This is a genomic window from Photobacterium sagamiensis, from assembly GCF_050337085.1.
Taxonomy (GTDB): domain Bacteria; phylum Pseudomonadota; class Gammaproteobacteria; order Enterobacterales; family Vibrionaceae; genus Photobacterium; species Photobacterium sagamiensis.
Genome location: NZ_JAKJSP010000019.1, coordinates 1 through 25,833, shown reverse-complemented (window position 1 = coordinate 25,833; position 25,833 = coordinate 1). Strand labels below are relative to the sequence as shown.

Annotated in this window: 17 protein-coding genes, 6 tRNA genes and 1 rRNA gene; 10 read left to right on the top strand and 14 right to left on the bottom strand. The window is 47.4% G+C overall.

Annotated features, from left to right (window positions below; translation table 11 throughout):
- Positions 1-82: 82 nt before the first annotated feature.
- Positions 83-2,125: an oligopeptidase A gene (prlC, locus tag L4D76_RS08835; protein WP_428440544.1), complete on the bottom strand. Its 2,043-nt coding sequence runs from the start codon at positions 2,123-2,125 to the stop codon at positions 83-85.
- A gap of 224 nt (positions 2,126-2,349) precedes the next feature.
- On the opposite strand from prlC, the gene L4D76_RS08830 reads away from it, so the two are divergent.
- The 4 genes from L4D76_RS08830 (at position 2,350) to L4D76_RS08815 (ending at position 6,941) form a co-directional block, all read left to right on the top strand.
- Positions 2,350-3,189, top strand: coding sequence for a 23S rRNA (adenine(2030)-N(6))-methyltransferase RlmJ (locus L4D76_RS08830; protein ID WP_428440543.1), 840 nt, complete (start codon positions 2,350-2,352; stop codon positions 3,187-3,189).
- A 169-nt stretch (positions 3,190-3,358) separates the two neighbouring features.
- Entirely contained in the window at positions 3,359-4,729 is a 1,371-nt protein-coding gene (gene gorA, locus L4D76_RS08825; RefSeq protein WP_428440542.1) for a glutathione-disulfide reductase, read from the top strand.
- Positions 4,730-5,098: 369 nt separating this feature from the next.
- Positions 5,099-6,466 (top strand): YjiH family protein, encoded by a 1,368-nt coding sequence (locus L4D76_RS08820; protein ID WP_428440541.1) that lies wholly within the window; start codon positions 5,099-5,101, stop codon positions 6,464-6,466.
- Between the two features lie 172 nt (positions 6,467-6,638).
- Positions 6,639-6,941: a hypothetical protein gene (locus L4D76_RS08815; RefSeq protein WP_428440540.1), complete on the top strand. Its 303-nt coding sequence runs from the start codon at positions 6,639-6,641 to the stop codon at positions 6,939-6,941.
- A 64-nt stretch (positions 6,942-7,005) separates the two neighbouring features.
- On the opposite strand, the gene L4D76_RS08810 is transcribed toward L4D76_RS08815, so the two are convergent.
- The 9 genes from L4D76_RS08810 to L4D76_RS08770 all read right to left on the bottom strand — a co-directional run bounded on the left by L4D76_RS08810 (position 7,006) and on the right by L4D76_RS08770 (position 14,015).
- Positions 7,006-7,950, bottom strand: a complete 945-nt coding sequence (locus tag L4D76_RS08810; protein WP_428440539.1) for an ABC transporter permease — start codon at positions 7,948-7,950, stop codon at positions 7,006-7,008.
- Between the two features lie 3 nt (positions 7,951-7,953).
- Positions 7,954-8,931, bottom strand: coding sequence for an ABC transporter permease (locus L4D76_RS08805; RefSeq protein ID WP_428440538.1), 978 nt, complete (start codon positions 8,929-8,931; stop codon positions 7,954-7,956).
- A gap of 156 nt (positions 8,932-9,087) precedes the next feature.
- Positions 9,088-10,641: an ABC transporter substrate-binding protein gene (locus L4D76_RS08800; RefSeq protein ID WP_428440537.1), complete on the bottom strand. Its 1,554-nt coding sequence runs from the start codon at positions 10,639-10,641 to the stop codon at positions 9,088-9,090.
- Between the two features lie 108 nt (positions 10,642-10,749).
- On the bottom strand, positions 10,750-12,468 hold the full coding sequence (locus L4D76_RS08795; RefSeq protein WP_428440536.1) for a dipeptide ABC transporter ATP-binding protein: 1,719 nt from the start codon (positions 12,466-12,468) through the stop codon (positions 10,750-10,752).
- Positions 12,469-13,445: 977 nt separating this feature from the next.
- Positions 13,446-13,522 (bottom strand) — tRNA-Pro (locus L4D76_RS08790).
- 47 nt (positions 13,523-13,569) lie between these two features.
- A tRNA-His gene (locus tag L4D76_RS08785) sits at positions 13,570-13,645 on the bottom strand.
- Between the two features lie 9 nt (positions 13,646-13,654).
- Positions 13,655-13,731: transfer RNA gene (locus L4D76_RS08780), tRNA-Pro, on the bottom strand.
- Positions 13,732-13,822: 91 nt separating this feature from the next.
- Positions 13,823-13,898: transfer RNA gene (locus tag L4D76_RS08775), tRNA-His, on the bottom strand.
- Positions 13,899-13,938: 40 nt separating this feature from the next.
- Positions 13,939-14,015: transfer RNA gene (locus tag L4D76_RS08770), tRNA-Arg, on the bottom strand.
- A gap of 296 nt (positions 14,016-14,311) precedes the next feature.
- Here L4D76_RS08770 and L4D76_RS08765 point away from each other — a divergent pair.
- Complete coding sequence (locus L4D76_RS08765) at positions 14,312-14,722, top strand: c-type cytochrome (protein WP_428440535.1); 411 nt, start codon at positions 14,312-14,314, stop codon at positions 14,720-14,722.
- Between the two features lie 166 nt (positions 14,723-14,888).
- Here the strand turns inward: L4D76_RS08765 and rep are convergent, their stop codons facing one another.
- The gene (gene rep, locus L4D76_RS08760; protein ID WP_428440534.1) at positions 14,889-16,901 is read right to left on the bottom strand and encodes a DNA helicase Rep; all 2,013 of its coding nucleotides are present in this window, start codon (positions 16,899-16,901) and stop codon (positions 14,889-14,891) included.
- A gap of 199 nt (positions 16,902-17,100) precedes the next feature.
- Between rep and L4D76_RS08755 the strand changes: the two genes are divergently transcribed.
- The 4 genes from L4D76_RS08755 to ubiK all read left to right on the top strand — a co-directional run bounded on the left by L4D76_RS08755 (position 17,101) and on the right by ubiK (position 22,330).
- Positions 17,101-17,667, top strand: coding sequence for a TetR/AcrR family transcriptional regulator (locus tag L4D76_RS08755; protein WP_428440533.1), 567 nt, complete (start codon positions 17,101-17,103; stop codon positions 17,665-17,667).
- A gap of 28 nt (positions 17,668-17,695) precedes the next feature.
- Positions 17,696-18,802, top strand: a complete 1,107-nt coding sequence (locus tag L4D76_RS08750) for an efflux RND transporter periplasmic adaptor subunit (RefSeq protein ID WP_428440532.1) — start codon at positions 17,696-17,698, stop codon at positions 18,800-18,802.
- Between the two features lie 12 nt (positions 18,803-18,814).
- A complete protein-coding gene (locus L4D76_RS08745) occupies positions 18,815-21,928 on the top strand; it encodes a multidrug efflux RND transporter permease subunit (RefSeq protein WP_428440531.1) in 3,114 nt (1,037 codons plus the stop codon).
- Between the two features lie 135 nt (positions 21,929-22,063).
- Positions 22,064-22,330 carry a ubiquinone biosynthesis accessory factor UbiK gene (gene ubiK, locus L4D76_RS08740; protein WP_428440530.1) on the top strand — a complete coding sequence of 89 codons (267 nt, stop codon included), beginning with the start codon at positions 22,064-22,066 and terminating at the stop codon, positions 22,328-22,330.
- Between the two features lie 73 nt (positions 22,331-22,403).
- On the opposite strand, the gene ilvC is transcribed toward ubiK, so the two are convergent.
- Positions 22,404-23,888 (bottom strand): ketol-acid reductoisomerase, encoded by a 1,485-nt coding sequence (ilvC, locus tag L4D76_RS08735; protein ID WP_428440529.1) that lies wholly within the window; start codon positions 23,886-23,888, stop codon positions 22,404-22,406.
- A gap of 130 nt (positions 23,889-24,018) precedes the next feature.
- Here ilvC and ilvY point away from each other — a divergent pair, with 130 nt between their 5' ends.
- Complete coding sequence (ilvY, locus tag L4D76_RS08730) at positions 24,019-24,888, top strand: HTH-type transcriptional activator IlvY (RefSeq protein WP_428440528.1); 870 nt, start codon at positions 24,019-24,021, stop codon at positions 24,886-24,888.
- Positions 24,889-25,373: 485 nt separating this feature from the next.
- Here the strand turns inward: ilvY and L4D76_RS08725 are convergent.
- Positions 25,374-25,450 (bottom strand) — tRNA-Asp (locus L4D76_RS08725).
- 31 nt (positions 25,451-25,481) lie between these two features.
- Positions 25,482-25,597, bottom strand: a 5S ribosomal RNA gene (gene rrf, locus L4D76_RS08720).
- Positions 25,598-25,833: the final 236 nt, after the last annotated feature.

Genomic DNA, 25,833 nt, shown 5'->3' with positions numbered 1-25,833 from the left:
CTTCGCTTCAATCCCAATCCGATCAAAAAAGGCTCCCCCGGGAGCCTTTTTTATTATCTAAATGACCAATTTTAGCCACAAATTAGCCGGTTATTCCGCTATGACGAAGAAGGGCATCTATTTTCGGCTCACGGCCACGGAAGCGCTTGAACAGATCCATCGGCTCTTCACTGCCCCCACGTTCTAAGATGCAATCTAAGAAATCGGCGCCAGTCTCGGTATTGAAAATACCGTCCTCTTCAAAACGTGAGAATGCGTCTGATGACAGCACTTCCGCCCACAGGTAGCTGTAGTAACCCGCGCTGTAACCACCGGCAAAAATATGGCTGAAGCCGTGCGGGAAACGTCCCCACTCAGGGCTTGGTACCACAGACACGCGAGATTTCACCTCAGACAGGGTCTCAAGTACCTGTGCGCCCACTTCCGGATCGTAGTGAGTGTAGAGACTGAAATCAAACAAGCCGAATTCCAGCTGGCGCAAAATACCCATGGCGGACTGGAAGTTCTTCGCAGCCAGCATCTTGTCTAACATCTCTTTTGGCAATGGCTCGCCGCTCTCGAAATGGCCCGAGATGAACGCCAGTGCCTCTTCTTCCCAGCACCAGTTTTCCAGAAACTGGCTTGGCAGCTCTACCGCATCCCAAGGCACTCCATTGATCCCGGATACAGCCGGCGCATCAACTTTCGTTAGCATATGATGAATACCATGGCCCGTTTCATGGAACAGGGTGACCACTTCATCATGGGTAAACAGCGCCGGCTTATCACCAAGCGGCTTATTGAAGTTACAGGTCAGATACGCCACCGGCTTTTGCAGGCTACCGTCAATACAGGTACGACGAACCATACACTCATCCATCCAGGCGCCGCCACGTTTGTGCTCGCGGGCATAGAGATCGAGGTAGAAGCTGCCGCGCAGCTCGCCCGTGGCATCAAAAATATCGTAGAAAGTGACACTATCGTCCCAGACATCAATCCCTTCTCGCTGTTGCACTTCCATCCCGAAAACCCGTTTGAGGACTTCGAACAGGCCAGCAACCACTTTATGTTCAGGGAAGTAAGGACGCAGCAGTTCATCAGAAAAACTGTAGCGATGCTGCTTCAGTTTTTCGGCATAAAAACCAAAATCCCACGGCTCCAGCTCATCAGCACCGAACTCACTCTTGGCATAATCACGCAGCTCAGCCACTTCACGCTCACCCTGAGGTTTCACATGGATCGCCAGATCGTTTAAGAAACTCAGCACCTGCTCTGGGGTTTCGGCCATTTTGGTTGCCAGTGACTTTTCGCTGTAGCAATTAAAACCAAGCAGGCGCGCCAGTTCATGGCTCAGTTTCAGTTTCTCGGCAATGATCTCACTGTTATCCCATTTACCGGCATTCGGGCCGCGATCAGAGGCACGGGTCACAAACGCCTCATACATTTCCTGGCGTAACGCTCGGTTCTCACCGTACGTCATCACGGGCAAATAAGACGGAATGTCGAGGGTAAACAGATAGCCATCCAGCTCTTTCGCTTCAGCAGCGGCTTTGGCAGCTTGCAGCGCGGATTCCGGTAAGCCGGATAATTCAGCCTCATCGGTGATCTGCTTGCTCCATCCCATGGTGGCGTCCAGGACATTGTTGCTAAATGACGATGCCAGCTCTGACAGGCGCTTGCTGATCTCGCCATAGCGATGCTGCTCTTTGGCGGGCAAACCAATACCTGACAATTCAAATTCTTTCAGCGCATCGGTGATCGATTTTTGCCGCGCCGGGCTTAACTGTTCAAAGTCATCATTGGCTTTAATCGCTTTATAAGCGTCATACAGACCTTTATGCTGGCCAACCCAGGTGCCGTAATCAGACAGCAGCGGCAGGCAGCTCTCATAGGCTTCGCGCAATTCCGGGCTGTTTTTCACCCCGTTAAGATGACCGACCGGCGACCAGATACGACTCAGGCGATCATCGGTTTCAGCCAATGGTTCACAAATCGTTTCCCAACTCGGTACTGCCTCGCCGGCCAGCACTTCGTCAACGTTGCGGCGGCAGTCAGCAATGGCTTGTTCAACCGCGGGTTTTACGTGTTCTGGCTTAATTTGAGAAAACGGAGGCAGATCCGTCATGGTTAATAATGGGTTAGACATGTGCATATCCTTAATTCATTCTTCCCTAATTAAGTGTGTCTTCGGGCTTATCAATTCAATCCCTTACCCTGAATTATGAGCGAATTTTCTCAATCAACTCTATTATTTTAATCTCAAATCCACATATCGTTTGACTAAAGTTCCGGCCGCTGTCTGGCTATTCACGGCCAATTCGCCATAATAGCCACCAACTGACATCACTCAATACTCATAGAGACCGATTCATGCTGAGTTACCGCCACAGCTTCCACGCCGGCAACCATGCCGATGTGGTTAAACACATCGTCCAAAGCCTGATCCTGGATGCACTCAAGCAAAAAGATAAGCCTTTCGTGTACCACGATACCCACTCCGGCGTTGGCCGTTACGATCTGCAAGATGAGCGCAGTGAAAAAACCGGTGAGTTCAAACAGGGCATTGCGCGTATCTGGTCTCGTGATGATATTCCCGCTGACGTCGCGTCTTACATTGATGCGATTAAAGTGCTCAATGACAGTGACGAATTACGTTATTACCCGGGTTCACCGCGCGTTGCCCGTGCTCAGCTTCGCGACCAGGACCGGATGGTACTGACTGAGCTGCACCCGTCAGATTTCCCGCTGTTGCTGCAGGAGTTTCGTGGCGATCGCCAGGTGCGGATGTATAAAGAAGATGCCTTCCTGCGCTTAAAAGGCAGCTTGCCACCGAAAGAGCGCCGTGGTGTGGTATTAATCGACCCGCCTTATGAGCTCAAACACGAGTACATGGATGTGGTTAACGCGATAAAAGACAGCTATAAGCGCTGGGCTACCGGTACCTATGCAATTTGGTATCCGGTGGTGTATCGCGAGAACATCGACAAAATGCTTAAAGGGCTGGAAAAGTGCGGTATTCGTAATATTTTGCAGGTTGAATTAGGGGTAGAACCCGATACAACCGAGCGCGGCATGACCGCGTCAGGCATGATTGTGATTAACCCTCCGTGGAAATTAGAAAGCCAGATGAAGGCGATTCTGCCTTGGCTGCAACAAGCCATTGCCCCGACCCATGGTCACCACAAAGTTGAATGGATCGTCCCGGAATAAACCCGACAACCAGACCGCTTTCGCAGGCGGGCAGATGCCCGCCTTATTCTTGGCTATAATAAGATATTACCTTCCCGCCCGACTTTCTCGATCCCCGCTACTCGTAACTATCAACGTTCTTGATTACACTAGGTTCAGCTAATAAATCCTAGAATAAGCGGAGAAAGTCATGGCAAAGCATTTTGATTACATTTGTATCGGCGGTGGTAGTGGCGGTATTGCATCGGCAAACCGGGCAGCCATGTATGGTGCAAAAGTCGCTCTGATCGAAGCCAAAGCGCTTGGCGGTACTTGTGTCAACGTTGGTTGTGTTCCGAAGAAAGTGATGTGGCACGGCGCGCAAATTGCTGAGGCTATGCACCTTTATGCCAAAGATTATGGCTTTGACGTCGACGTGAAAGGTTTTAACTGGAGCAAGCTGGTAGAAAACCGCGAAGCGTATATCAGCCGCATCCATAAAGCTTATGACAACGTTCTTGGTAACAATAAAATCGAAGTGATCAATGGTTTTGCTACCTTTGTTGATACGAACGGCGCTGATGTTAAGACAATCGAAGTAAACGGCGAGCACTACACAGCCGATCATATCTTGATCGCAGTCGGTGGCGAGCCAACTATCCCTAACATTCCTGGTGCAGAGCACGGTATCGATTCAAACGGCTTCTTTGATTTAAATGAGCAGCCTAAACGCACAGCAGTGATCGGTGCTGGTTACATTGCAGTCGAAATTGCCGGTGTACTGAGTGCCCTGGGTACCGATACCCACCTGTTCGTTCGAAAAGAGTCACCGCTACGTAGTTTCGATCCCATGATCATCGACACACTGGTAGAAGTGATGAATGCAGAAGGCCCGACACTCCATACCCATTCAATCCCGAAAAAAGTGGTTAAAGAGGCCGATGGTACAACAACGCTGCACTTTGAAAACGGCGAGTCGCACAACACCGATCTGCTGATTTGGGCAATCGGCCGAAACCCGACTACAGATAAAATCAATCTGGCTGCAACGGGCGTAGAAACCACGGAGCATGGCTACATCAAGGTTGATGAATATCAGCAAACCAATGTTGAAGGCATCTACTGTGTCGGCGACATCATGGCTGGCGGTATCGAGCTTACTCCCGTGGCCGTTAAAGCCGGTCGTCAGCTCTCTGAGCGCCTGTTCAACGGCAAAACCAACGCCAAGATGGACTACAAACTGGTCCCGACCGTGGTCTTCAGCCATCCGCCAATCGGTACTATCGGCCTGACCGAGCCTGAAGCCATTGCCGAATACGGCGAAGATAACGTAAAAGTGTACAAATCAGGCTTCACCGCGATGTACTCGGCCATTACCTCACACCGTCAGCCATGTAAGATGAAACTGGTTTGTGCCGGCCCAGAAGAGACAGTGGTTGGCCTGCACGGCATCGGCTTTACCGTTGATGAAATGATCCAGGGGTTTGGTGTTGCAATCAAAATGGGCGCAACCAAAGCGGACTTCGACAGCGTTGTTGCTATCCACCCGACCGGCTCGGAAGAATTTGTTACTATGAGATAACCAATCGGTTATCAACTTCAAATGCTGCCTGAGTGGCAGCATTTTTACCTGCAAACATCGTCAACTCTATCTTTTAGCCTCGCTCTGGCCGCTCTAACCTTTCAGCATTAGCACCCGGATGATATGCGCTAAGTATCATTATATTCACTGCTCCTACCACGCTTTAAAACAGTGACAACCACCACAAACAGAATAAAACGCAGGATAAACAGCATAGATATCCAAATCAAAGTGAGATACTATTCCAAATCCTGAATAAAAAATGTAATCTTCACCGACTTGATTATGGATGATCAGTGAATAGTTATTCCCAGCGAATACAATGCAGTTATTTACTCTTAATCAGAACAGCACGTTAAAGGGTCGACCATGCAGGATCAAGTAATTTCAGCATCTCCGAACAGCAAAGCCAACTGGCTGATGTTCCTTCTTCCTTCTCTGTTAGGTGTTTTCCTCTTTATGGCACCTATCGAGTACCAAGGCACGATCACCATTCCGATTGCCGTGCTGGCAAAATCCGTACAGACCGTTTTTGATGGTATGTTAACGGCAATGATAACCTTCATCATCAGCTTGACTGCTATTATGTCTGTATTCACTAAGCTGGCGAAGCCTGGTTTTATCACCAACAACAACTTCCTGGGCGGCCTGCTCAACCCAACTCTGCCATGGTTTATTGTCCAGCAGATGGGGGCGGTATTTGTGCTGATGACCTATTTCGGATTCGGCCCGGAAATGATCCATGATGGCGCAGCCGGTGGCTTAGTATTAAACGACTTATTACCTGTTCTCTTTTCTGTTTTCATTTTTGCGGGTATGTTGCTACCACTACTGCTGAATTTTGGTCTGCTTGAGTTTTTCGGCACCCTCTTTACTAAAGTAATGCGTCCGATATTTGGTCTGCCGGGACGTTCATCCGTAAACTGTATCGCTTCCTGGCTGGGTGATGGCAGTGTTGGCGTATTGCTGACCAGCAAACAGTATGAAACAGGTCTTTACACTCAGCGTGAAGCCGCGGTTATTGGTACGACGTTCTCTGCGGTCTCTATTACCTTCAGCCTGGTCGTGATTTCTCAGGTTAACCTTGAGCATATGTTTGCCCAATTCTACCTAACCGTCTGTCTGGCTGGTCTGGTTGCCGCAATCATCGTGCCTCGTCTGCCACCACTATCAAACAAGAAAAACGTTTACATTGATGGTTCTGAAATCTCTGCTGACAACGAGGCCGTACCTGCTGGCCATAACGTTTTCTCTTATGGTTTAGAACAAGCTCTAAACAAGGCTAAAGAAGTAAAAAGCCTGCGTGCTATCGCTCTTGATGGCGTAAAAAATGCCGTCGACATGGTCTTTGGTGTCCTGCCTGTCGTTATGGCTATCGGTACGGTGGCGCTGGTCATTGCAGAAAATACCCCAGTATTTGATTACCTGGGTATGCCATTCATTCCGTTCCTGGAACTGCTCCAGATCCCGGAAGCGACTGCAGCCTCAAAAACGATAGTGGTGGGCTTTGCCGATATGTTCCTGCCATCGATTCTGGCATCAGGCATTGAAAGTGACCTGACCCGCTTTGTAATTGCGGCGATGTCGGTCACACAGCTTATCTATATGTCTGAAATTGGTGCCCTGCTGATTGGCAGTAAAGTACCGGTCAAAGCGTGGGAACTGTTCGTTATCTTTATTCTGCGTACCCTGGTGACTCTGCCGGTAATTGCATTGATGGGACATCTGTTCTTTTAATAGCTAGTTAGTTATTTCCAGTCAAAAGCCAGCTGCCTGTCAGCTGGCTTTTCTGTTTCAGCAATCCAATCTCTTCCCTTTCATAAACATCCAGTTATGGCAACATCACGAAATCTACCTATCCCTTCGGTGCTTCAGGCCTAAAAGTAACAGGTTAGGAATTCATAGGCGGATGTGGACTTACCGATTCGATGTCAATAAACCCAACAGCTCTTATGCGGAGCTTTCGGATATGGACTTCTGGTGGTTTACAACTAATGGCACGGGTAATGATGCCAAAGCGACGCTGACCCAGCTGAACACCACAGTACGCTGGTGTGACGATGACCAGCCAAGTAATACTTGCCAGACTCAGAAATTCAACCGCTGGGAATATGCACCAGCAGGCAAAAACTGGAACAAAGGCGTACTTCACCGTCGTACGCTCAATGCCAACGGCATCGTTGCCTCCAGCATCTCATTCCAAAAGCAATAAAGTAAAAAAGGCGACCTTCCGGTCGCCTTCTCATATCAGCTATCTCAAACCTCGAGACTCGCTCCTACCCTTTATAAATCTTAGGATTAAAGACATCGCGCAGCCAGTCACCCAGCAGGTTGATCACCAGTACCAACGCAATCAGTACCAGACCCGGGAAGGCGGTGATCCACCAGGAACCGGAGAAGATATAGTTAAAGCCGATACTGATCAGCGAGCCCAGCGAGGGCTGATCCACCGGCAGGCCTAAACCAAGGAATGACAGCGCCGCTTCAGACATAATGGCGTTCGCCACCTGTACCGTGGAGATCACCAAAATTGGCGATAAGCAATTCGGTAAGATATGGCGGAACATAATACGTGCCGATTTAAAGCCCATAACACGTGCCGCTTCCACATACTCTTTCTTCTTCTCAGCCAGTACCGAAGCACGCACGGTACGTGCATACTGTGGCCATTCGGCAATACCGATGATCACCACCAGCATTATCACCGCATATTGGCTAAACAACTCTGAACCCAGTGCGGTACGGAAGATAGCCGAGACGATAATCGCCACCATCATGGTTGAAAATGATAGCTGTACATCGGCAAAGCGCATTAAAAAGCTATCGATACGTCCGCCAAAGTAACCGGCACTCAAACCGATGGAAACCCCGAGGATCAGCTGCAGGCCCACGGCTAACAAGCCGATCGTCAGTGATAAACGCGAGCCATAAAGAATGGTCGAGAAAATATCTCGGCCCTGATCATCAGTACCCAATAAGAAACGGCTGTCACCGTCTTCCATCCATGCTGGCGGTAGCTCTGAATCCATAATATCTATCAAAGACAAATCATATGGGTCAGTGGGTGCAATAAACGGCGCCAACACCGAGGCGGTCACAAAGGTAAGGAAGAGGGCAAAACTGAACATCGCGACTTTATCTTTCAGAAAATAGTACACGATGTCAGAGTTTTTAAAACGCTCCCAACGGCTTGGAGTTGTTACTGCTGTCGTAGTGTTCATGACTTACTCTCCCTTGCCAGTCAGATTTACAGTCGGGTTAACCAAGCCATAAAGCAGGTCAACGATGGTGTTGGTTACTACAAAGATTAAGCCAACGAAAATAACGTAAGCGGTGATCAGCGGGGTATCAACACGGTTAATCGCATCAAGGAACAACAACCCTGTACCCGGCCACTGGAAGACGGTTTCGGTCAAAATGGTATATGCCACCATGGTACCAATCTGTACCCCACCCACAGTCAGCACGGGTAACATGGTATTTTTCAGTGCGTGTTGATAGTAAATTTTGTTCATTGCCAAACCCTTGGCTTTGGCAAACTTAATGTATTCAGAACTTAGCGCTTCTAGCATTTCGGAACGAACGAGACGAATGAAAAGCGGCATCATTATAGAGGACAGTGCAATACAAGGCAGAACAAGGTGCTTAAGGCCATCGATTGTGAAATAGCCAGATTTCCAACCCAATAAGTTCATGGTTTCACCACGGCCAAAGGAAGGCAGCCAGCCAAGTTCAATCGAGAAGACGTACATCAACATGATAGCGGTCAGAAACACCGGAATTGAGATCCCGATACTACTTACGGCCATCACGGTTTTAGTAAATAGGCTATTGGGATGAATCGCGGTATAAACCCCCAAAGGAATAGCAACCACAATAATAATAAGCGTTGCCCCGAAAACAAGCTCAAGGGTCGCTGGCAGTTTGTCCAGGATCACATCTGCAGCCGGGCGTTTAAAGGTATACGACGTTCCTAAATCCCCTTGGACGGCATTGCCGAGAAAACGGCTGTATTTGGTAATAAACGGGTCGTTAAGACCTAAATCATCGCGTAATTGTTGACGTTCAGCTTCTGATACAGACTGTCCCACCAGCTCGCGCAATGGGTCGCCAAGGTTATCCTGAATGGCAAATGCCACCAGACTGATCACAAACATCACTATCAGTGCCTGAAACAGGCGCTTGACCAGAAACGTAAACATTCCTTGCCCCTTCTATCATCCTTAAATTATACCCACCTGAATCATTAGCGATTAGCACATGGTTCAGATGGGTATCAGTGCCGGAAAACCGTTTCCGGCACTGAGCTTACTTTCTATTGCGGTATTTCTTGGTTACTTAATTTTTATCTCAAGTAGTTAGTCGACAACAAGATCACCGAAGTATGGCATTACCATCGGGTTAACAATGTCTGCGGCATGAACGTTTGATTTAGCACCCCATGCCTCACTCTGCCAGTGTAGTGGCACAAACGCGGCCTCGTTATATAGCGTCGCTTCTACTTTCTGCAGCATCTGGGCACGTTTTGCCGGATCGGTTTCAACGTTCGAAGCTTCTACCAGTTTGTCGACTTCTGAGTTTGAATAATAACCACAGTTGTACTGGCCTTTACCGGTTTCTTCATTACGCGTCATGGTCAAAAATTCAGAGAAGTTAGCTGAATCTTCCGTATCGGAATGCCAGCCAATCATCATCATGTCAGCAGAACACAGGTCAAACTCAGGCCAGTACTGCGCTTTTGGCAACGTTTTCAGATCCACCTTGATGCCAATCTTTGACATCATTGCCGCAGCTGCCTGGGCCACTTTGGCATCGTTCACATAACGGTTGTTCGGTGCCATCATGGTCAACTTAAAGCCTTTCTCGTAACCGGCTTCTTTCATTAACTCTTTGGCTTTTTTCAGATCATAACGCGCCACCAGTGCTTCATCATAACCTGCGTAACCGGATGGTCCCTGCTGGCCCGCAGCGGTAGCAAAGCCCTTCATGATTTTCTTCACAATGCCTTCGTTGTTGATGGCGTGAACTATCGCCTGACGTACACGGACATCTTTCAACGCTTCATTACTGTTCTGGTTCATCTGGAAGGTAATAATACGCGTACCAGGCAGGGTCACCAGATCGATACCGTCCGCGCTCTTAACACGCTTATGATCGTTCGGTGCAACAGGGTGGATCATATCAACACCACCGGAAAGCAGTGCCGCAACCCGGGTTGCATCTTCTTTGATTGGTACCAGCGTTAACTTATCAACGTTACCTTTCGATGCCTTATCCCAGTAATCGTTAAAACGTTCAAACTCAACTTTTACGCCCTGCTCACGCTCAGTAACAATGAACGGACCGGTACCGGAAAGATGGGTAGAGGCATAAGAGTTACCGTGCTTAACCAGCTCTGCTTTGTCTTTGCCATCTTCTGTTTTGCCGCTATAGAACTTGCTATCCATTGGGAAGATATAAGTCGCGGTTTGCAGTACCAGCGGATAAGGACCGGCAGAGATCAGATCGATGGTGTAATCGTCAACTTTCTTCAGCTCTGAATACGGTTCAAAAATCGCTTTAAAGTCTGGCGAACTCTTCAGACGATTGAACGTCCACAAGACGTCATCTGCTGTCATGGTGTTACCAGAGTGGAACTTCACACCTTGACGAAGTTTAAAGCGGAAAGTGGTGTCATCAACACGTTCCCAGCTTTCAGCCAAACGTGGCTCGAAATCCATATCCTGGGTAAAACGCACCAATGGATCAAAGACCATGTGGGACAATTGCAGCGTACCACCGGAAAGTTGCTCATGCGGATCCAGTGAAACAGGGTCAGCACTGTAGCCTACTTTGATGTCAGCTGCTGCTGCGCTAAAACTCAGACCTGCGGCCATTAAAGCGACTGCCAGCTTGCTCTTGATGGTTTTCATTGCATAGCTCCTTTATGCGGGGAGAAAACTCCCTTGCTGTTATGTTTACTTGTTATTAGTTATTACTGAGTCAAACCAAGGTAATTTTCCTCGGTCAGAGATAACTGGTTAAGCTAACTTCAATCCTTCCTGACTCATGCCCTTAAATTCAGGCATTAGTGAAATCAGGTGCTTGCTGTACTCATGCTGAGGTGCCGTAAACAGTTGCTCGGTAGGCGAGACTTCCAACAGGGTTCCCATTTGCATGACACCGATACGGTCACACATCTGGCGAATAACCGGCAGATCGTGACTGATAAACAGCATGGTAAGGTTGAGTTCATCCTGCAGATCTTTTAGCAGGTTGAGGATTTGTGCCTGTACCGAGACATCCAGTGCCGATGTAGGCTCGTCACAAATCAGCAGGCGAGGACGGGTTGCCAGCGCACGAGCGATCGAAATACGCTGACGCTGACCACCTGAGAATTCATGGGGATACTTCACACCGGCAGCGCGGCCTAATCCGACGTGATCCAGCAAATCATGCACAATCTGACGGGTTTGTGCTTCATTGTCGGTCAATTTATGGAAACGGATAGGCTCGGCGATGATGTCAAAGACCTTCATTCGCGGGTTCATTGATGAATATGGGTTCTGGAACACCATCTGCATCTGACGACGCAAGGGACGACGCTCTTTTTCACTCTTCAATGCGGTCAGATCAATGCCTTCAAAAGTCACCTTGCCGGAGTTTGGCGGATACAGGCCGGCAATTATCCGGGCAATCGTCGATTTACCCGAACCCGATTCACCGACCAAACCGAATGTTTCACCTTCGAAAATTTCGAAGCTGACATTGTTAGAGGCTTGAACATATTCACGGCGGCTTTCGAAAAAAGAATCTTTGGTCACGAAACGCAGATTGACGTTTTCCACTTGCAGTAATGCACCGGTGTAGCTGCGCTGATCTTCACTTTGCCCCAGCCAGTGATTTTTCACATCCAGCTGAGTCAGCTCTTCCGCTTCTTCGATATAGCTCACAAGTGGAAAACGCTTTAATTTCACATCAGAACGCGGTACCGCAGAGATCAGGCTTTGGGTATAGGGATGATTAGGACGACCGAGTACTTGCTCTGTGGTACCGATTTCAACCAGATCACCGCGATACATCACTGCAACGCGATCGGTGACATTCGCGATCACACCCATGTCGTGAGTCACCAGCATGCAGCCGACATTTTTCTTAATACAAAGGTCTCGAATTAGGGTCAGGATCTGATCCTGAATCGAGACATCCAGTGCTGTCGTTGGCTCATCAGCAATGATCAGATCAGGTTCTCCCGATAGTGCGATGGCAATCACCACACGCTGACGCATACCACCGGAAAACTGATGCGGATATTGTTTGATACGCAGTTCTGGTTCAGGGATCCCCACCTGCTTCATCAGACCGATTGCACGGGAATACGCTTCTGCTTTACTCACCTTAAGATTAGTTAAGATGGTTTCTGTCAATTGTTGCTCAACCGTAAAAAGCGGATTAAGCGACGTCATCGGATCCTGGAAGATAAAGCCGATTTTAGATCCGCGAATTTTCCGCATATTTTCAGGCGTCAGTCCCGAAATCTTTTCGCCATCCAGATATACCTCACCGCTGGGAATTTGTCCCGGAGGGCTCAGCAAATCAATTACCGCATTCCCCACGGTGGATTTACCCGCTCCCGACTCACCAACCACGCCCACGATTTCACCACGCTCGATCGAGAACGACAGCGATTTTACCGCCACATGCGTACCGTGACGTGACGGATATTCAATACGGAGATTTTTTACTTCTAATAATGCCATTACCAGACCTCAACTGCTTGGCAGCGTTCTGCCCTGTCTGAAAAACTGAATCCTTTCGCTTCCAGCATAAATGGCTGGACCTTTGTTCAGCCAACAATCTGTCAAAAATTTCACAGAAAATCAACAACACAAAGTGAAAAACTGAAAAATAGAGGAAACAACGAATAAATAATCACTATTCTTTTTCAGAGAAGCGAACATACCAAGTATGAAATCAGCTCCGACCTCACCTCGCACACACCATGATAGCAGCATTTAACTCTAATGCCTGAGTTATAAGTTATTACTTTAAAAGAAATAAAGACTGCATAAAACATCACATGGCAAACCAGCCCGCATTAACAAACCATAAACATGCGACCACAAAATAGGCTTTTTTTGGTTGTTTCCATTAAGTATAGGGTGGTATATGAGATATATGCCTAGTTTTGACCTGGATAATCAGTGAATACCACTACGGGAAATAAGTGTTTTTAATGGAAATCAAGGCGGTAGGCCAAATGCTTCGCTGACATACTTAAGAGGAGGACAGGCTAAAAAATCGGGGTTCAGAAGACGGAGCTGCGCCACCAAACTGCTCTATTCTCTGGTATTTAGATCAAAAAAAGCCCCGTATTTCGACGAGGCTTTCTTAATGTGGTCGGTGAAGAGCCAATTCTAGGTTTCAGGGAATCCCCGGCCCTCTGGTCTGCCTTTGCTCAGAACCTAGGCGATGTACTACCAAGCGGCGCTATTCCTCTAGTTCAGTACTAGAGGAAGATAGCTGACACCTTGCTGTCCTATTCTTCAGACGAAAAAAACCTGCTCAATGAGCAGGTCTTCTTAAGGTGGTCGGTGAAGAGCCAATTCGAGGTTTCAGGGAACCCCCGACGCTCTGGTCCGCTCTTTCTCAGAAGCCGGAGATGCGCGACCAAACTGTGCTATTCACTGAGTTTTGATCAAAAAAAGCCCCGTCTTTCGACGGGGCTTTCTTAATGTGGTCGGTGAAGAGGGATTCGAACCCCCGACCCTCTGGTCCCAAACCAGATGCGCTACCAAGCTGCGCTATTCACCGAGCAATTTTAGGCTCTAAGCCAAGGAAATGAAAACATTACCTGAATATGGGGTGGCTAACGAGGCTTGAACTCGCGACAACCGGAATCACAATCCGGGACTCTACCAACTGAGCTATAGCCACCATTGTAAGTGGTCGGTGAAGAGGGATTCGAACCCCCGACCCTCTGGTCCCAAACCAGATGCGCTACCAAGCTGCGCTATTCACCGACGAAATCTGTTGCTAGTATCGAGTGACTCGTTTCGATACTTTCAGGCTTTTGCCTGAGAAAACTGATGATAAAATCAATCTTCTAAAATATGGGGTGGCTAACGAGGCTTGAACTCGCGACAACCGGAATCACAATCCGGGACTCTACCAACTGAGCTATAGCCACCATTGTTTTACTAATTTTGTTTCTTGCCAATAAACCGGATTGGTGCGCCCGAAAGGATTCGAACCTTCGACCTTTGGCTCCGGAGGCCAACGCTCTATCCAGCTGAGCTACGGGCGCCTTGCCCTATCGGCGGAGGTGAATATTACGGATCACGCTGCCCCTCGTCTAGTCTTTTTTTTCTTTTTTTTATCGTTCGCTTTAAATATGAACAAATAAGTATTGATTCGCATCATACAAACACGGCCCCCATGTTTATCACTGCAAATTTAGCAGATATAATCACTTGGTTTTTACATTTTAAACATTCTGTAAATAATCACTGCCTTGTCTCAACAAGTACGACAAATAACAAATAACGATAAGAAGACTGTGGCAATCACACATAAATAATCTGGAAGTGTAAGGTGAGCTCAATGGAATTTTCTCTTCGACAACTAATGGTAGCCGCTTTAGCTGCACTAACCTTTGCGGGATCTGCCGTGGCTGCTGATATGTCAGACGAAGCTATCGCAGAACGGATCAAGCCTGTCGGTGCGGTTTATTTAGAAGGTGCTGCTACTGAGCAAACCGCAGCGGCTTCAGGCCCTCGCTCGGGAAATGCCGTGTATGGCACCTTCTGTGTCGCCTGCCATGGGACAGGGGTAATGAACGCACCGAAGAAAGGTGATGGGAATGACTGGAGCCCACGCCTTGCCCAGGGCCTCGATGTGCTGAAGGATCACGCTGTTAATGGCTTTAATGCCATGCCAGCAAAAGGCTCTTGTATGGACTGTAGCGATGATGAAATCGTCGCTGCTATCAATCACATGATTGAAGGGCTGTAAGCTAGAAACTAGAAACTAGAAACTAGAAACTAGAAACTAGAAACTAGAAACTAGAAACTAGAAACTAGAAACTAGAAACTAGAAACTAGAAACTAGAAACTAGAAAAAATAAAAGGTTGGGGCATTTGCACCAACCCTTTATATTTGGAACTCTCATCTATGATGCCTATTTCTTAAACATCGCCCGAATATTAGCAATATGAGACTGACCTTTCTGCATCCGCTCCTGCTGAGTCACCGGGCGTTTATCAACATCCCACTCAAGATCATCTTGTGGTAATTCATATAAAAAACGGCTTGGTTCCGGTTTGATCAGCTCACCATACTGGCGACGTTCTTTGCATAAGGTAAAGGTCAGCTCTTTCTGTGCGCGGGTGATCCCGACATAAGCTAAACGACGTTCTTCTTCTACGTTGCCTTCATCAACACTGGTTTGGTGAGGCAAAATGCCTTCTTCAGCCCCAACAAGATACACGTAAGGAAATTCCAGACCTTTGGATGCATGCAGGGTCATCAACTGCACCTGGTCGGCATCATCATCTTCACCCCGTTCCATCATGTCTCGCAGTGTTAAACGCTGGACTATTTCTTTCAGCGTTTTGACTTCGTTGTCATAGTTATCACCCTCTAAATCAGCAGTCACCCAGCTATAAAGCTGAGAGACGTTTTTCATTCGCATCTCTGCCGCTTTAGGGCTTGGAGAGCTTTCGTACAACCAGTCTTCATAATGAATATCACGCACTAACTCACGAAGAGCCGCCACAGAATCACCACGCTCTGCATTATCAGACAGCTCGACCACCCAGCGGGTGAAACGCTGCAGTGATTCCAACCCTCGCCCACTCAAGTGTTGTTCCAGGCCCAGTTCAAAACTGGCGGCAAACAAACTCTTGCCACGCATATTGGCATAAGTACCGAGCTTTTCTAATGTCACCGGGCCAATTTCACGCCGCGGGGTATTCACTATGCGCAGGAAGGCATTATCGTCATCAAGATTGGTTAGCAAGCGCAGGTAAGCCATAATATCTTTAATCTCGGATCGCGAGAAAAAAGAGGTGCCGCCAGAAATCTTATAAGGGATCCGGTTTTGCATTAATGATTTTTCAAACAAACGCGACTGATGGTTACCACGATATAAAATCGAGTAATCCTTATAACCCGTATTATTCAAAAAACGGTGAGCAATCAATTCTCCAACAACTTTTTCAGCTTCATGATCTTCATTTTTTGCCGTAATAACTTTCAGCATTTCACCGTCTGGTATTTCAGAAAAAAGGGCTTTTTCAAATAAGTGTGGATTATTAGCAATCAATATATTCGCAGTACGTAAAATACGGCTGGTTGAACGATAGTTTTGCTCGAGTTTAATCACCCGTAAACTTGGGAAATCTTTCTGCAGTAACCCCAAATTTTCAGGTTGAGCCCCACGCCATGAATACACCGACTGATCATCATCGCCCACAACGGTAAAACGAGAGCGCTCGCCCACCAATAATTTTACAAAGATATACTGGCTGGTGTTGGTATCCTGATACTCATCCACCAGCAGGTAACGAATTCGATTCTGCCAACGCTGACGCACTTCCTGGTTATCTCTGAGTAATAACACGGGCATTAAAATAAGATCGTCGAAATCCAGCGCGTTATACGCTTTCATTTGTCTCTGGTACATCTCATAACAATAGGCAAACAGCTGATCTCGTTCGGTTTGGGCATGTGCTTTAGCATCAGCGGGAGACAACATGTCATTTTTCCAGTTGGAAATGGACGACATTAATTGCTTCAGCAGATCTTTATCGCCGTCAAGCTCTGCTTCGGTCAGCTCTTTCAGCAGTGCCATCTGATCCTGATCGTCGAACAGCGAGAAACTGGCTTTTAATCCCAATGTTTTATATTCACGACGAATGATATTCAGACCTAAGGTATGGAAGGTAGATACCATCAACCCCTTAGATTCCTTGCGGCCAAGGGTCTGCCCGACCCGCTCCTTCATTTCGCGCGCTGCTTTATTGGTAAAGGTCAGAGCTGCAATGTTGCGTGCTTTATAATCGCAATGCTGAACCAGGTAGGCAATTTTATTGGTGATCACTCGGGTCTTACCCGATCCCGCTCCGGCCAGTACCAGACATGGACCTGAGACGTTTTTCACCGCTTCTGTTTGCCTAGGGTTCAATTTCATCAGCTTATCCTGTTTCGTATTTGATCATTTTTGCATCAACAGGCGCATTGTAACGGGTTCTTGCAACTTGTCTATCAAGCCGGATGGCTTATCCATTCCAGACGATGGCAATCATAAGAAAACACTTGCACAATTATTTTCGCACCTTAAAATAATGAATGAACATTCATTCATTATTTTTTTACAATAATCTGAGCCCATGAGTGATAAAAAAGAGCGAATATTGCGAGCAACAGAAAAGCTCCTTGCAGAATACGGGTTTCACGGCTTATCCATGCAAATGGTCGCCAAGGAAGCCGGGGTCGCGGCGGGTACCATTTATCGGTACTTTGAAGATAAAGACGATCTGCTCTATCAACTTCATGATCATATTTTAGGCTGCGTCGCGAACAAACTGACCCAGAATGTGTCTGATGATATGCCACTAAAACAACGGTTTCACACCATGTGGCTGAATATTTGGAAAATGGCGACCCAAGGTGACGCACCGCTGATTAACCGCGGGCAATTTGACAATTTGCCTCGACGCGACAGCCATGAACAGCGCCTGCTAAAGAAACAAATGTTTGCCAAAGTTGACCTTCTTTTCGATGAAGGGAAAGCCTGCGGCCTGTTTAAAAATCTCGACAATGAAATTCTCAGTGTATTAAGTCTTGAGCCAAGCAGTTGCCTGGCTCGCAAACATGTAAACGGTGTTTTCAAAGTCAGCGATGAGGCTCTCGAAGCCACCATCGATGCCTCTTGGGACGCCATTATCAAGCATTAACATTTGCAATTCCGGAGCACACCATAAAATGAAAAAATGGATAGTGATGCTATGTATTGCGCTACTACTCTTTGGTAGCGTAATTGGTTTCAATCTGTTTAAGCAGAAGAAAATAGCAGAATACATGGCCAACATGCCTGAGCCAGAGTTCCCTGTCACCGTTTTGGATGCCAAAGCGGGTAACTGGGTTCCCGCGATCGAAGCAATTGGCTTTATCGAACCCAATCAGGGTGTCACCATCAGTACAGAAGCATCTGGTGTGATCAATAACATCAACTTTGAATCTGGTGCAACGGTGAAGAAAGAGCAGCAACTTGTTGCGCTTGATTCAGATGTTGAAATGGCCAACCTGAAAAGTACTCAGGCTCGTCTGCCAGCCGCAGAAGCCAAGTACATTCGCTACCAGGGTTTGTATAAGAAAGGATCTATTTCCAAAGAAGCCTATGATGATGCCGAAGCGTCTTATTTCTCACTTCAGGCCGATATTGAAAGCCTGAAAGCGACCATTGACCGCCGCCATATCAAAGCACCATTCGATGGCGTTGTGGGCCTGCGTAATGTCTTCCTCGGTCAGTACATTCAGCCAGGCACCGATGTTGTTCGCCTGGAAGATACCACACTGATGAAACTGCGCTTTACTGTGCCACAAACGGATATCTCTGATATCCGCCTGGGACAGGATATCGAGATTTTTGTCGATGCTTACCCGGAAACAACCTTTAGCGGCAAAATCAGCGCGATTGAACCGGCAGTAAACTACCAGAGCGGTCTGATCCAAGTTCAAGCCGACATTCCTAACAACGAAGGTCAACTTCGAAGCGGTATGTTTGCGCGCGCCCATATCATTCTGCCAACGCTGGAAAATCAAGTAATTCTGCCGCAAACAGCAATCACCTTTACCCTATATGGCGATAACGTCTACCTGGTAGGTAAAGATGAAAACGGTGATTTACGCGCACGTCAGTCGGTAGTAAAAACCGGTGAACGTAAAGGCGAAGTTGTCCACATTCTTGATGGTGTGAAGGCCGGTGAAACAGTTGTCACGTCAGGTCAAGTTCGCCTCAGTAATGATGCTAAGGTGCGTATCGTAGAAAGTAGTGCACTTGTTGCTCAAGCCGAAACACCAATGCTGTGATCCGGAGGATTAATGCGTTTTACTGATATTTTTATTAAACGTCCTGTTCTTGCGGTATCAATCAGCTTCTTGATTGCCCTGCTCGGCCTGCAAGCTATCTTTAAGATGCAGGTACGTGAATACCCTGACATGACGAATACCGTAGTAACGGTTTCAACCAGTTACTACGGTGCAAGTGCGGATCTTATCCAGGGCTTTATTACTCAGCCTTTGGAACAAGCTATCGCGCAAGCCGATAATATCGACTACATGACCTCCTCATCAGTACTGGGTAAATCCAGCATTACGGTGACGATGGAGTTGAATACCGATCCGAATGCGGCATTGGCTGATATTCTGGCCAAGACCAACTCGGTACGTTCGCAGTTACCTAAAGAAGCAGAAGATCCAACGGTAACCATGTCGACCGGTTCAACCACCGCGGTTATGTACATTGGTTTTACCAGTGATGAACTGGCTTCGAGCCAAATCACCGATTACCTGGAACGAGTCATTAACCCGCAGTTCTTTACCGTTAATGGTGTATCGAAGGTTGATCTGTATGGTGGTATGAAATACGCCTTGCGCGTATGGCTGGATCCGGCAAAAATGGCCGCTTACAACCTGACGGCAACCGATGTTATGGGGGTATTAAACGCCAATAACTATCAGTCTGCTACGGGGCAAGCCGTTGGTGAATTTGTCCTGTATAACGGTACTGCCGATACCCAGGTCAGTAATACTGATGAGCTGGCGAAACTGGTGGTATCAACCAAAGACGGTCAGGTGATCCGCCTGGGGGATATCGCCAAAGTCACGCTAGAGAAAAGTCACGATATCTACCGCGCTTCTGCCAATGGTGAAGAAGCCGTTGTTGCTGCGATTAACGCCGCACCAAGTGCTAATCCAATTAACATTGCTGCTGATATATTAGAACTATTACCTGATTTGAAGCGTAATATGCCTGATAACATCAAAATGAACGTGATGTATGATTCAACTATCGCGATCAATGAGTCTATCAACGAAGTTATTAAAACTATCGCTGAAGCCGCGCTAATCGTATTGGTTGTTATTACTCTGTTCCTCGGTTCGTTCCGTGCCGTTATCATTCCAATCATTACTATTCMGCTATCACTGATCGGTGTTGCACTGGTTATGCAGATGTTTGGTTTCTCTTGGAACTTAATGACCTTGCTGGCAATGGTCTTGGCTATCGGCCTGGTGGTCGATGATGCCATCGTCGTTCTGGAAAATGTTGACCGTCATATCAAACTCGGTGAATCACCATTTCGGGCTGCTATCATTGGTACCCGTGAAATTGCGGTACCGGTCATTGCAATGACCCTGACTCTCGGTGCCGTTTATGCGCCGATAGCCATGATGGGAGGGATTACCGGTTCACTGTTTAAAGAGTTTGCTTTAACCCTGGCCGGTGCAGTTTTCGTATCTGGTATCATCGCGCTGACATTGTCACCAATGATGTGTGCGACGATGCTTAAAGCGAATGAAAAGCCAAGCAAATTCGAAAGCACGGTACACAACTTCCTCGATCGTATGACTAACCGCTACGAGCGCATGCTCGGTGGCGTGATGACAATGCGTCCGGTAGTGATTGTGTTTGCATTCATCGTACTGTCCAGCCTTCCTCTGCTGTTTAAGTTCATTCCAAGTGAACTTGCGCCATCAGAAGATAAAGGCGTATTGATGATGATGGGTACCGCCCCATCCAATGCCAACTTAGACTACATCGAAAACACCATGGATAAGGTCAATGCGATTTTGACTGAGCAACCAGAAGTTGCCTATGCACAGGTGTTTTCCGGGGTTCCTAACTCGAATCAGGCTTTTGGTATCGCTTCAATGGTGCCGTGGAGTGAGCGTGAGGCGAGTCAGGCCGAAGTGGTTAAGCGTGTCACTGGCTTGGTTAAGGATGTACCTGAAATGTCAGTGACGGCATTCCAGATGCCAGAACTACCAGGTGCCGGTTCAGGCCTGCCGATTCAGTTCGTTATTACGACGCCTAATAGCTTTGAGAGCCTGTTCCAGGTCACCATGGATATTTTGGCTGATGTAAAAACCAGCCCGATGTTCGTTTATTCAGATCTTGATTTGAACTACGACTCGGCAACAATGAAGATCAACATCGATAAAGATAAAGCTGGTGCTTATGGTGTGACCATGCAAGATATTGGTATCACATTAAGTACCATGATGGCCGATGGTTATGTTAACCGTATCGACTTGAATGGCCGCTCTTATGAAGTGATCCCACAGGTTGAGCGTAAATATCGCCTGAATCCGGAATCCATTAAAGGTTACTACGTCCGTGCCGCTGATGGTAAAGCGATCCCTCTCGGTAGCTTAATCACCATTGATGTGGTGGCTGAACCGCGTTCATTACCCCACTTCAACCAGCTGAACTCCGCTACTATCGGGGCAGTTCCTGCGCCAGGTACGGCAATGGGTGACGCAATTAACTGGTTCCAGACTAATGCCGTCGGTAAATTACCTTCAGGTTATCAGTACGATTTCATGGGTGAAGCTCGACAGTTTGTCACTGAAGGTAACGCGCTGTATATGACGTTTGCATTAGCACTCGCCATTATCTTCTTAGTACTCGCGATTCAGTTTGAATCACTGCGTGACCCATTAGTTATCCTGGTCTCTGTACCGCTGGCGATTTGTGGGGCACTGATAGCCCTTGCATGGGGTGCCGCTTCGATGAACATCTACTCTCAGGTTGGCCTTATCACCCTGATTGGTTTGATCACCAAACACGGTATCCTGATCTGTGAAGTAGCCAAAGAAGAACAGCTTCTCCACAATAAAGATCGTCAAGCAGCAGTTATGGAAGCGGCTAAGGTTCGTCTTCGTCCAATTCTGATGACCACTGCGGCGATGATTGCTGGTCTGATCCCACTACTGTATGCAACAGGTGCAGGTGCTGCACAGCGCTTCAGTATCGGTATTGTCATCGTTGCGGGTCTGGCAATTGGTACCGTCTTTACCTTGTTTGTACTGCCGGTCATTTACACTTACCTGGCAAGTGTTCATAAGCCTCTGCCTATTTTTATGGAAGACAAAGATCTGGAAAAGCTCAAGCGTGCTGATGAAGCACGAAATGCGCTGAAAGCTCATGACTGATAGGTCAAGTAGCTAATTAAAGAGGCCGCCTTTGTGCGGCCTCTTTAATTTTTATCATTCACCAACGACAACCCAGCGATGATTGCATAGAATGACGGCAACAGATGAAAAGCCGTTACGGAGTTAACAGAAGCTATGTTCGATCCAAAAAAGCTAGAACAGGTTGCGAAACAGATCCAGGATGCGATGCCTCAGCCCGTCAAAGAGCTGGGTAATGATGTAGAACAGAAGGTTCGTCAGGTTATTCAGGCACAACTTGGTAAACTGGATGTGGTTAATCGTGAGGAGTTTGATGTGCAAACTCAGGTTCTGCTACGTACGCGCCAAAAATTAACTGAGTTAGAAAAGAAAATGGCCGAACTGGAAGCAAAGCTAGCAGATACGCCAAAGGGCGAAGAATAAGACTTATTCTGCACCGTGTTTAGCAAAAAACCCGGCAATCGCCGGGTTTTTTATTCGAACGTGTCAGCGGTGATTAATCACCAACAGCGATACGCTTCATATCTGTCATGTAACCGCGCAGCTCCTGACCAACCCACTCAACCGGGTGGCTACGCAGTGTATCGTTAACAACAATCAATGTTTCATTGTTTACCTGATTGCTCACAGCACCTAGACCACGACCGATTACATCCGTATCCACGTCTGGCATAAACTTCTCACGAAGCAGTGGCGTCGCGACATTAGCAAATAAGTAGTTACCGTATTCAGCTGTGTCTGAGATGACTACGTTCATTTCATACAGGCGCTTACGTGCAATCGTATTCGCGATCAGTGGCAGCTCATGCAGTGATTCGTAGTATGCCGATTCTTCAATAATGCCTGATGCTGTCATTGCTTCAAACGCAAGCTCAACACCGGCACGAACCATCGCAACCATCAGAATACCGTTATCGAAGTATTCTTGCTCTGAGATTTCCACATCGCTTTCAGGATAGTTCTCAAACGCTGTTGCGCCAGTCTCTTCGCGCCAGCCAAGCAGATTAACATCATCATTTGCCCAGTCAGCCATCATAGTACTAGAGAAGTGACCCGAAATGATGTCATCCATGTGCTTGTTATACAGTGGACGCATTAATTCTTTCAGCTCTTCAGAGAGCTCGAACGCTTTCACTTTTGCGGGGTTAGACAAACGATCCATCATGTGGGTGATACCACCAAACTTCAATGCTTCAGTGATTGTTTCCCAACCATACTGCAGAAGTTTACCGGCATAACCAGCATCAATACCATCAGCCAGCATTTTCTCGTAACAAACAATAGAACCAGCCTGTAGCATACCGCAAAGAATTGTCTGTTCGCCCATCAGATCAGATTTAACTTCAGCGACAAAAGATGACTCAAGCACACCGGCACGGTGACCACCCGTCGCGGCAGCCCATGCTTTTGCTATTTCCTGCCCCTCACCTTTAGGATCATTTTCAGGGTGTACAGCAATCAGCGTCGGAACACCGAAGCCTCGCTTGTATTCTTCACGAACTTCCGTGCCAGGGCACTTAGGTGCAACCATAACAACGGTCAGATCTTTACGAATTTGCATGCCTTCTTCAACAATGTTGAAGCCGTGGGAATAACCCAGAGCAGCACCTTCTTTCATTAGTGGCATTACCGTCTCAACCACATTTGAATGCTGTTTATCCGGAGTCAGGTTAACAACCAGATCTGCGTGCGGGATCAGGTCTTCATAGCTACCTACTTCAAAGCCATTCTCTTTGGCATTTTTGTAAGACTGGCGTTGTTCATCAATCGCAGCCTGACGCAGTGCATAAGAGACATCCAAGCCAGAGTCACGCATATTCAAGCCTTGGTTCAGGCCTTGCGCACCACATCCTACAATCACGACTTTCTTGCCTTTCAGGTAGTCTGCTTCAGTCGTAAACTCATTACGATCCATGAAACGGCAACGACCAAGTTGATCAAGCTGCTGACGTAAGTTTAAGGTGTTGAAATAATTAGCCATAACTACAAACTCCGTGAATTCTTTCCTTGGGTCGACATGCTTTGTCGAATAACTTGATAGTAGATCAGGTGCTTGGTTGCTCAAAGTGATATATTCACAACAACTCATTGCAAAAAATGCAACATGGACGATGAATATAAAAAACTTGCAGTTATTCCTTCATCTTTGTGATTCAAAGAACTTTAGCCAGACAGCGAAGATGATGCATATAAGCCCGTCAGCCCTCAGCCGGATTATCCAGCGGTTGGAAGAAGATGTCGGCCAGACTTTATTTATCCGGGATAACCGAAGTGTGGAGTTAACGTCCGCCGCTAAAAAACTGCTACCTGTTGCTTCTGACATTGTTAACAGTTGGCTGGAAGTAAAAGCGGAGTTAAAAGAAGATAGCCTACAGCTGCAGGGTAAGCTTAAAATGTTTTGCTCTGTGACTGCGAGCTACAGCCACCTTCCCGGTATTCTGAGTGAGTTCCGCCAGACATACCCTCAAATAGAAATTCAGTTAATTACAGGTGATCCGGCTCAGGCCTTCGATAAAGTGCTTTCGGGAGAGGTCGATGTTGCCATTGCAGCCAAAGCCGAAAACATACCCACTAAGCTAACCTATATTGAACTCGATCGCGTTCATATGTCCGTAATTAGCCCGTTAATACCCCCTCCAGCCATTCAGAAACACCTAACAGGCGAACCTGACTGGCAGTCTCTACCATTTATCCTGCCTGAGTCAGGGCCAGCCAGAGATCGTGCCGATAAATGGTTTAAAACAAAGAAAATACAACCGGTTATTTATGCGCAAATATCTGGCCATGAGGCCATCGTCAGTATGGTTGCACTTGGGTGTGGAGTCGGTATTGCACCTGATGTTGTGATAAGTAATAGCCCGATGGGTGAAAAAGTACAGCGGCTGACAACTGAATCTATTGAGCCTTTAAGCCTGGGATTATGCTGTAAGCAATCCAGGGAACAAGAGCCTCTTCTGCATGCTCTATTACAACTCTTTTAGCATTAATTTAAAACTAGCAGGGATCCCACACCAACTGGGATCGCACTGGATCTGCTTGCTAGTCGTAGGTTCATTCAAGTCAGATTATTTACTTGAGACAACGAAAAAAGCCTCAGCATTTCTGCTGAGGCTTCTTAATAGTGGCGGAGTGGACGGGACTTGCTATCCCTTGAATTCAGCGCGCCCCCCGGTGTGACAGGCCGGCCAGCTTCTAAATAAAAGCCTAACCAACTGAACTACCACTTCGCGGTGTCTATTTATATTGTTACAAACGTAAAAAAGCCCCAGTCTTTCGACTGAGGCTTTAATAAGTGGCGGAGTGGACGGGACTTGCCATTCCTTGAAATCAGCGCGCCCCCCCGGCGTGACAGGCCGCCTAGCTTCTAAATAAAAGGCAACCAACTGAACTACCACTCCGCTGTGTCTATTTTTATATAGCTACAAACGTAAAAAAGCCCCAGTCTTTCGACTGAGGCTTTAATAMGTGGCGGAGTGGACGGGACTCGAACCCGCGACCCCCGGCGTGACAGGCCGGTATTCTAACCAACTGAACTACCACTCCGCAGTGTCTATTCAGCATGAAGCTATTTGGCGCCTGGCGATGACCTACTCTCACATGGGGAGACCCCACACTACCATCGGCGCTACTGCGTTTCACTTCTGAGTTCGGCATGGGATCAGGTGGGGCCACAGCGCTATGGTCGCCAGACAAATTCTGTTTATTCCCGGCMAWAGCCGAAAATAGCAATCTTGGAAAWACTAACTAGCGTGCAAATCGTTCTCAAACACCATTCAAGTGCTTATGGAGTCCGTGACCTACAAGGATGTAGGAAATACTGATAATCGTCTGGAACGATTTCAGTACAAAACCCCTTGGGTGTTGTATGGTTAAGCCTCACGGGCAATTAGTACAGGTTAGCTCAATGCCTCGCAGCACTTACACAC

Coding starts and splice junctions, on each gene's coding strand:
- prlC (WP_428440544.1), bottom strand. CDS start 2,125: ATGTCTAACCCATTATTAACCATGACGGATCTGCCTCCGTTTTCTCAA.
- L4D76_RS08830 (WP_428440543.1), top strand. CDS start 2,350: ATGCTGAGTTACCGCCACAGCTTCCACGCCGGCAACCATGCCGATGTG.
- gorA (WP_428440542.1), top strand. CDS start 3,359: ATGGCAAAGCATTTTGATTACATTTGTATCGGCGGTGGTAGTGGCGGT.
- L4D76_RS08820 (WP_428440541.1), top strand. CDS start 5,099: ATGCAGGATCAAGTAATTTCAGCATCTCCGAACAGCAAAGCCAACTGG.
- L4D76_RS08815 (WP_428440540.1), top strand. CDS start 6,639: ATGTGGACTTACCGATTCGATGTCAATAAACCCAACAGCTCTTATGCG.
- L4D76_RS08810 (WP_428440539.1), bottom strand. CDS start 7,950: ATGAACACTACGACAGCAGTAACAACTCCAAGCCGTTGGGAGCGTTTT.
- L4D76_RS08805 (WP_428440538.1), bottom strand. CDS start 8,931: ATGTTTACGTTTCTGGTCAAGCGCCTGTTTCAGGCACTGATAGTGATG.
- L4D76_RS08800 (WP_428440537.1), bottom strand. CDS start 10,641: ATGAAAACCATCAAGAGCAAGCTGGCAGTCGCTTTAATGGCCGCAGGT.
- L4D76_RS08795 (WP_428440536.1), bottom strand. CDS start 12,468: ATGGCATTATTAGAAGTAAAAAATCTCCGTATTGAATATCCGTCACGT.
- L4D76_RS08765 (WP_428440535.1), top strand. CDS start 14,312: ATGGAATTTTCTCTTCGACAACTAATGGTAGCCGCTTTAGCTGCACTA.
- rep (WP_428440534.1), bottom strand. CDS start 16,901: ATGAAATTGAACCCTAGGCAAACAGAAGCGGTGAAAAACGTCTCAGGT.
- L4D76_RS08755 (WP_428440533.1), top strand. CDS start 17,101: ATGAGTGATAAAAAAGAGCGAATATTGCGAGCAACAGAAAAGCTCCTT.
- L4D76_RS08750 (WP_428440532.1), top strand. CDS start 17,696: ATGAAAAAATGGATAGTGATGCTATGTATTGCGCTACTACTCTTTGGT.
- ubiK (WP_428440530.1), top strand. CDS start 22,064: ATGTTCGATCCAAAAAAGCTAGAACAGGTTGCGAAACAGATCCAGGAT.
- ilvC (WP_428440529.1), bottom strand. CDS start 23,888: ATGGCTAATTATTTCAACACCTTAAACTTACGTCAGCAGCTTGATCAA.
- ilvY (WP_428440528.1), top strand. CDS start 24,019: ATGAATATAAAAAACTTGCAGTTATTCCTTCATCTTTGTGATTCAAAG.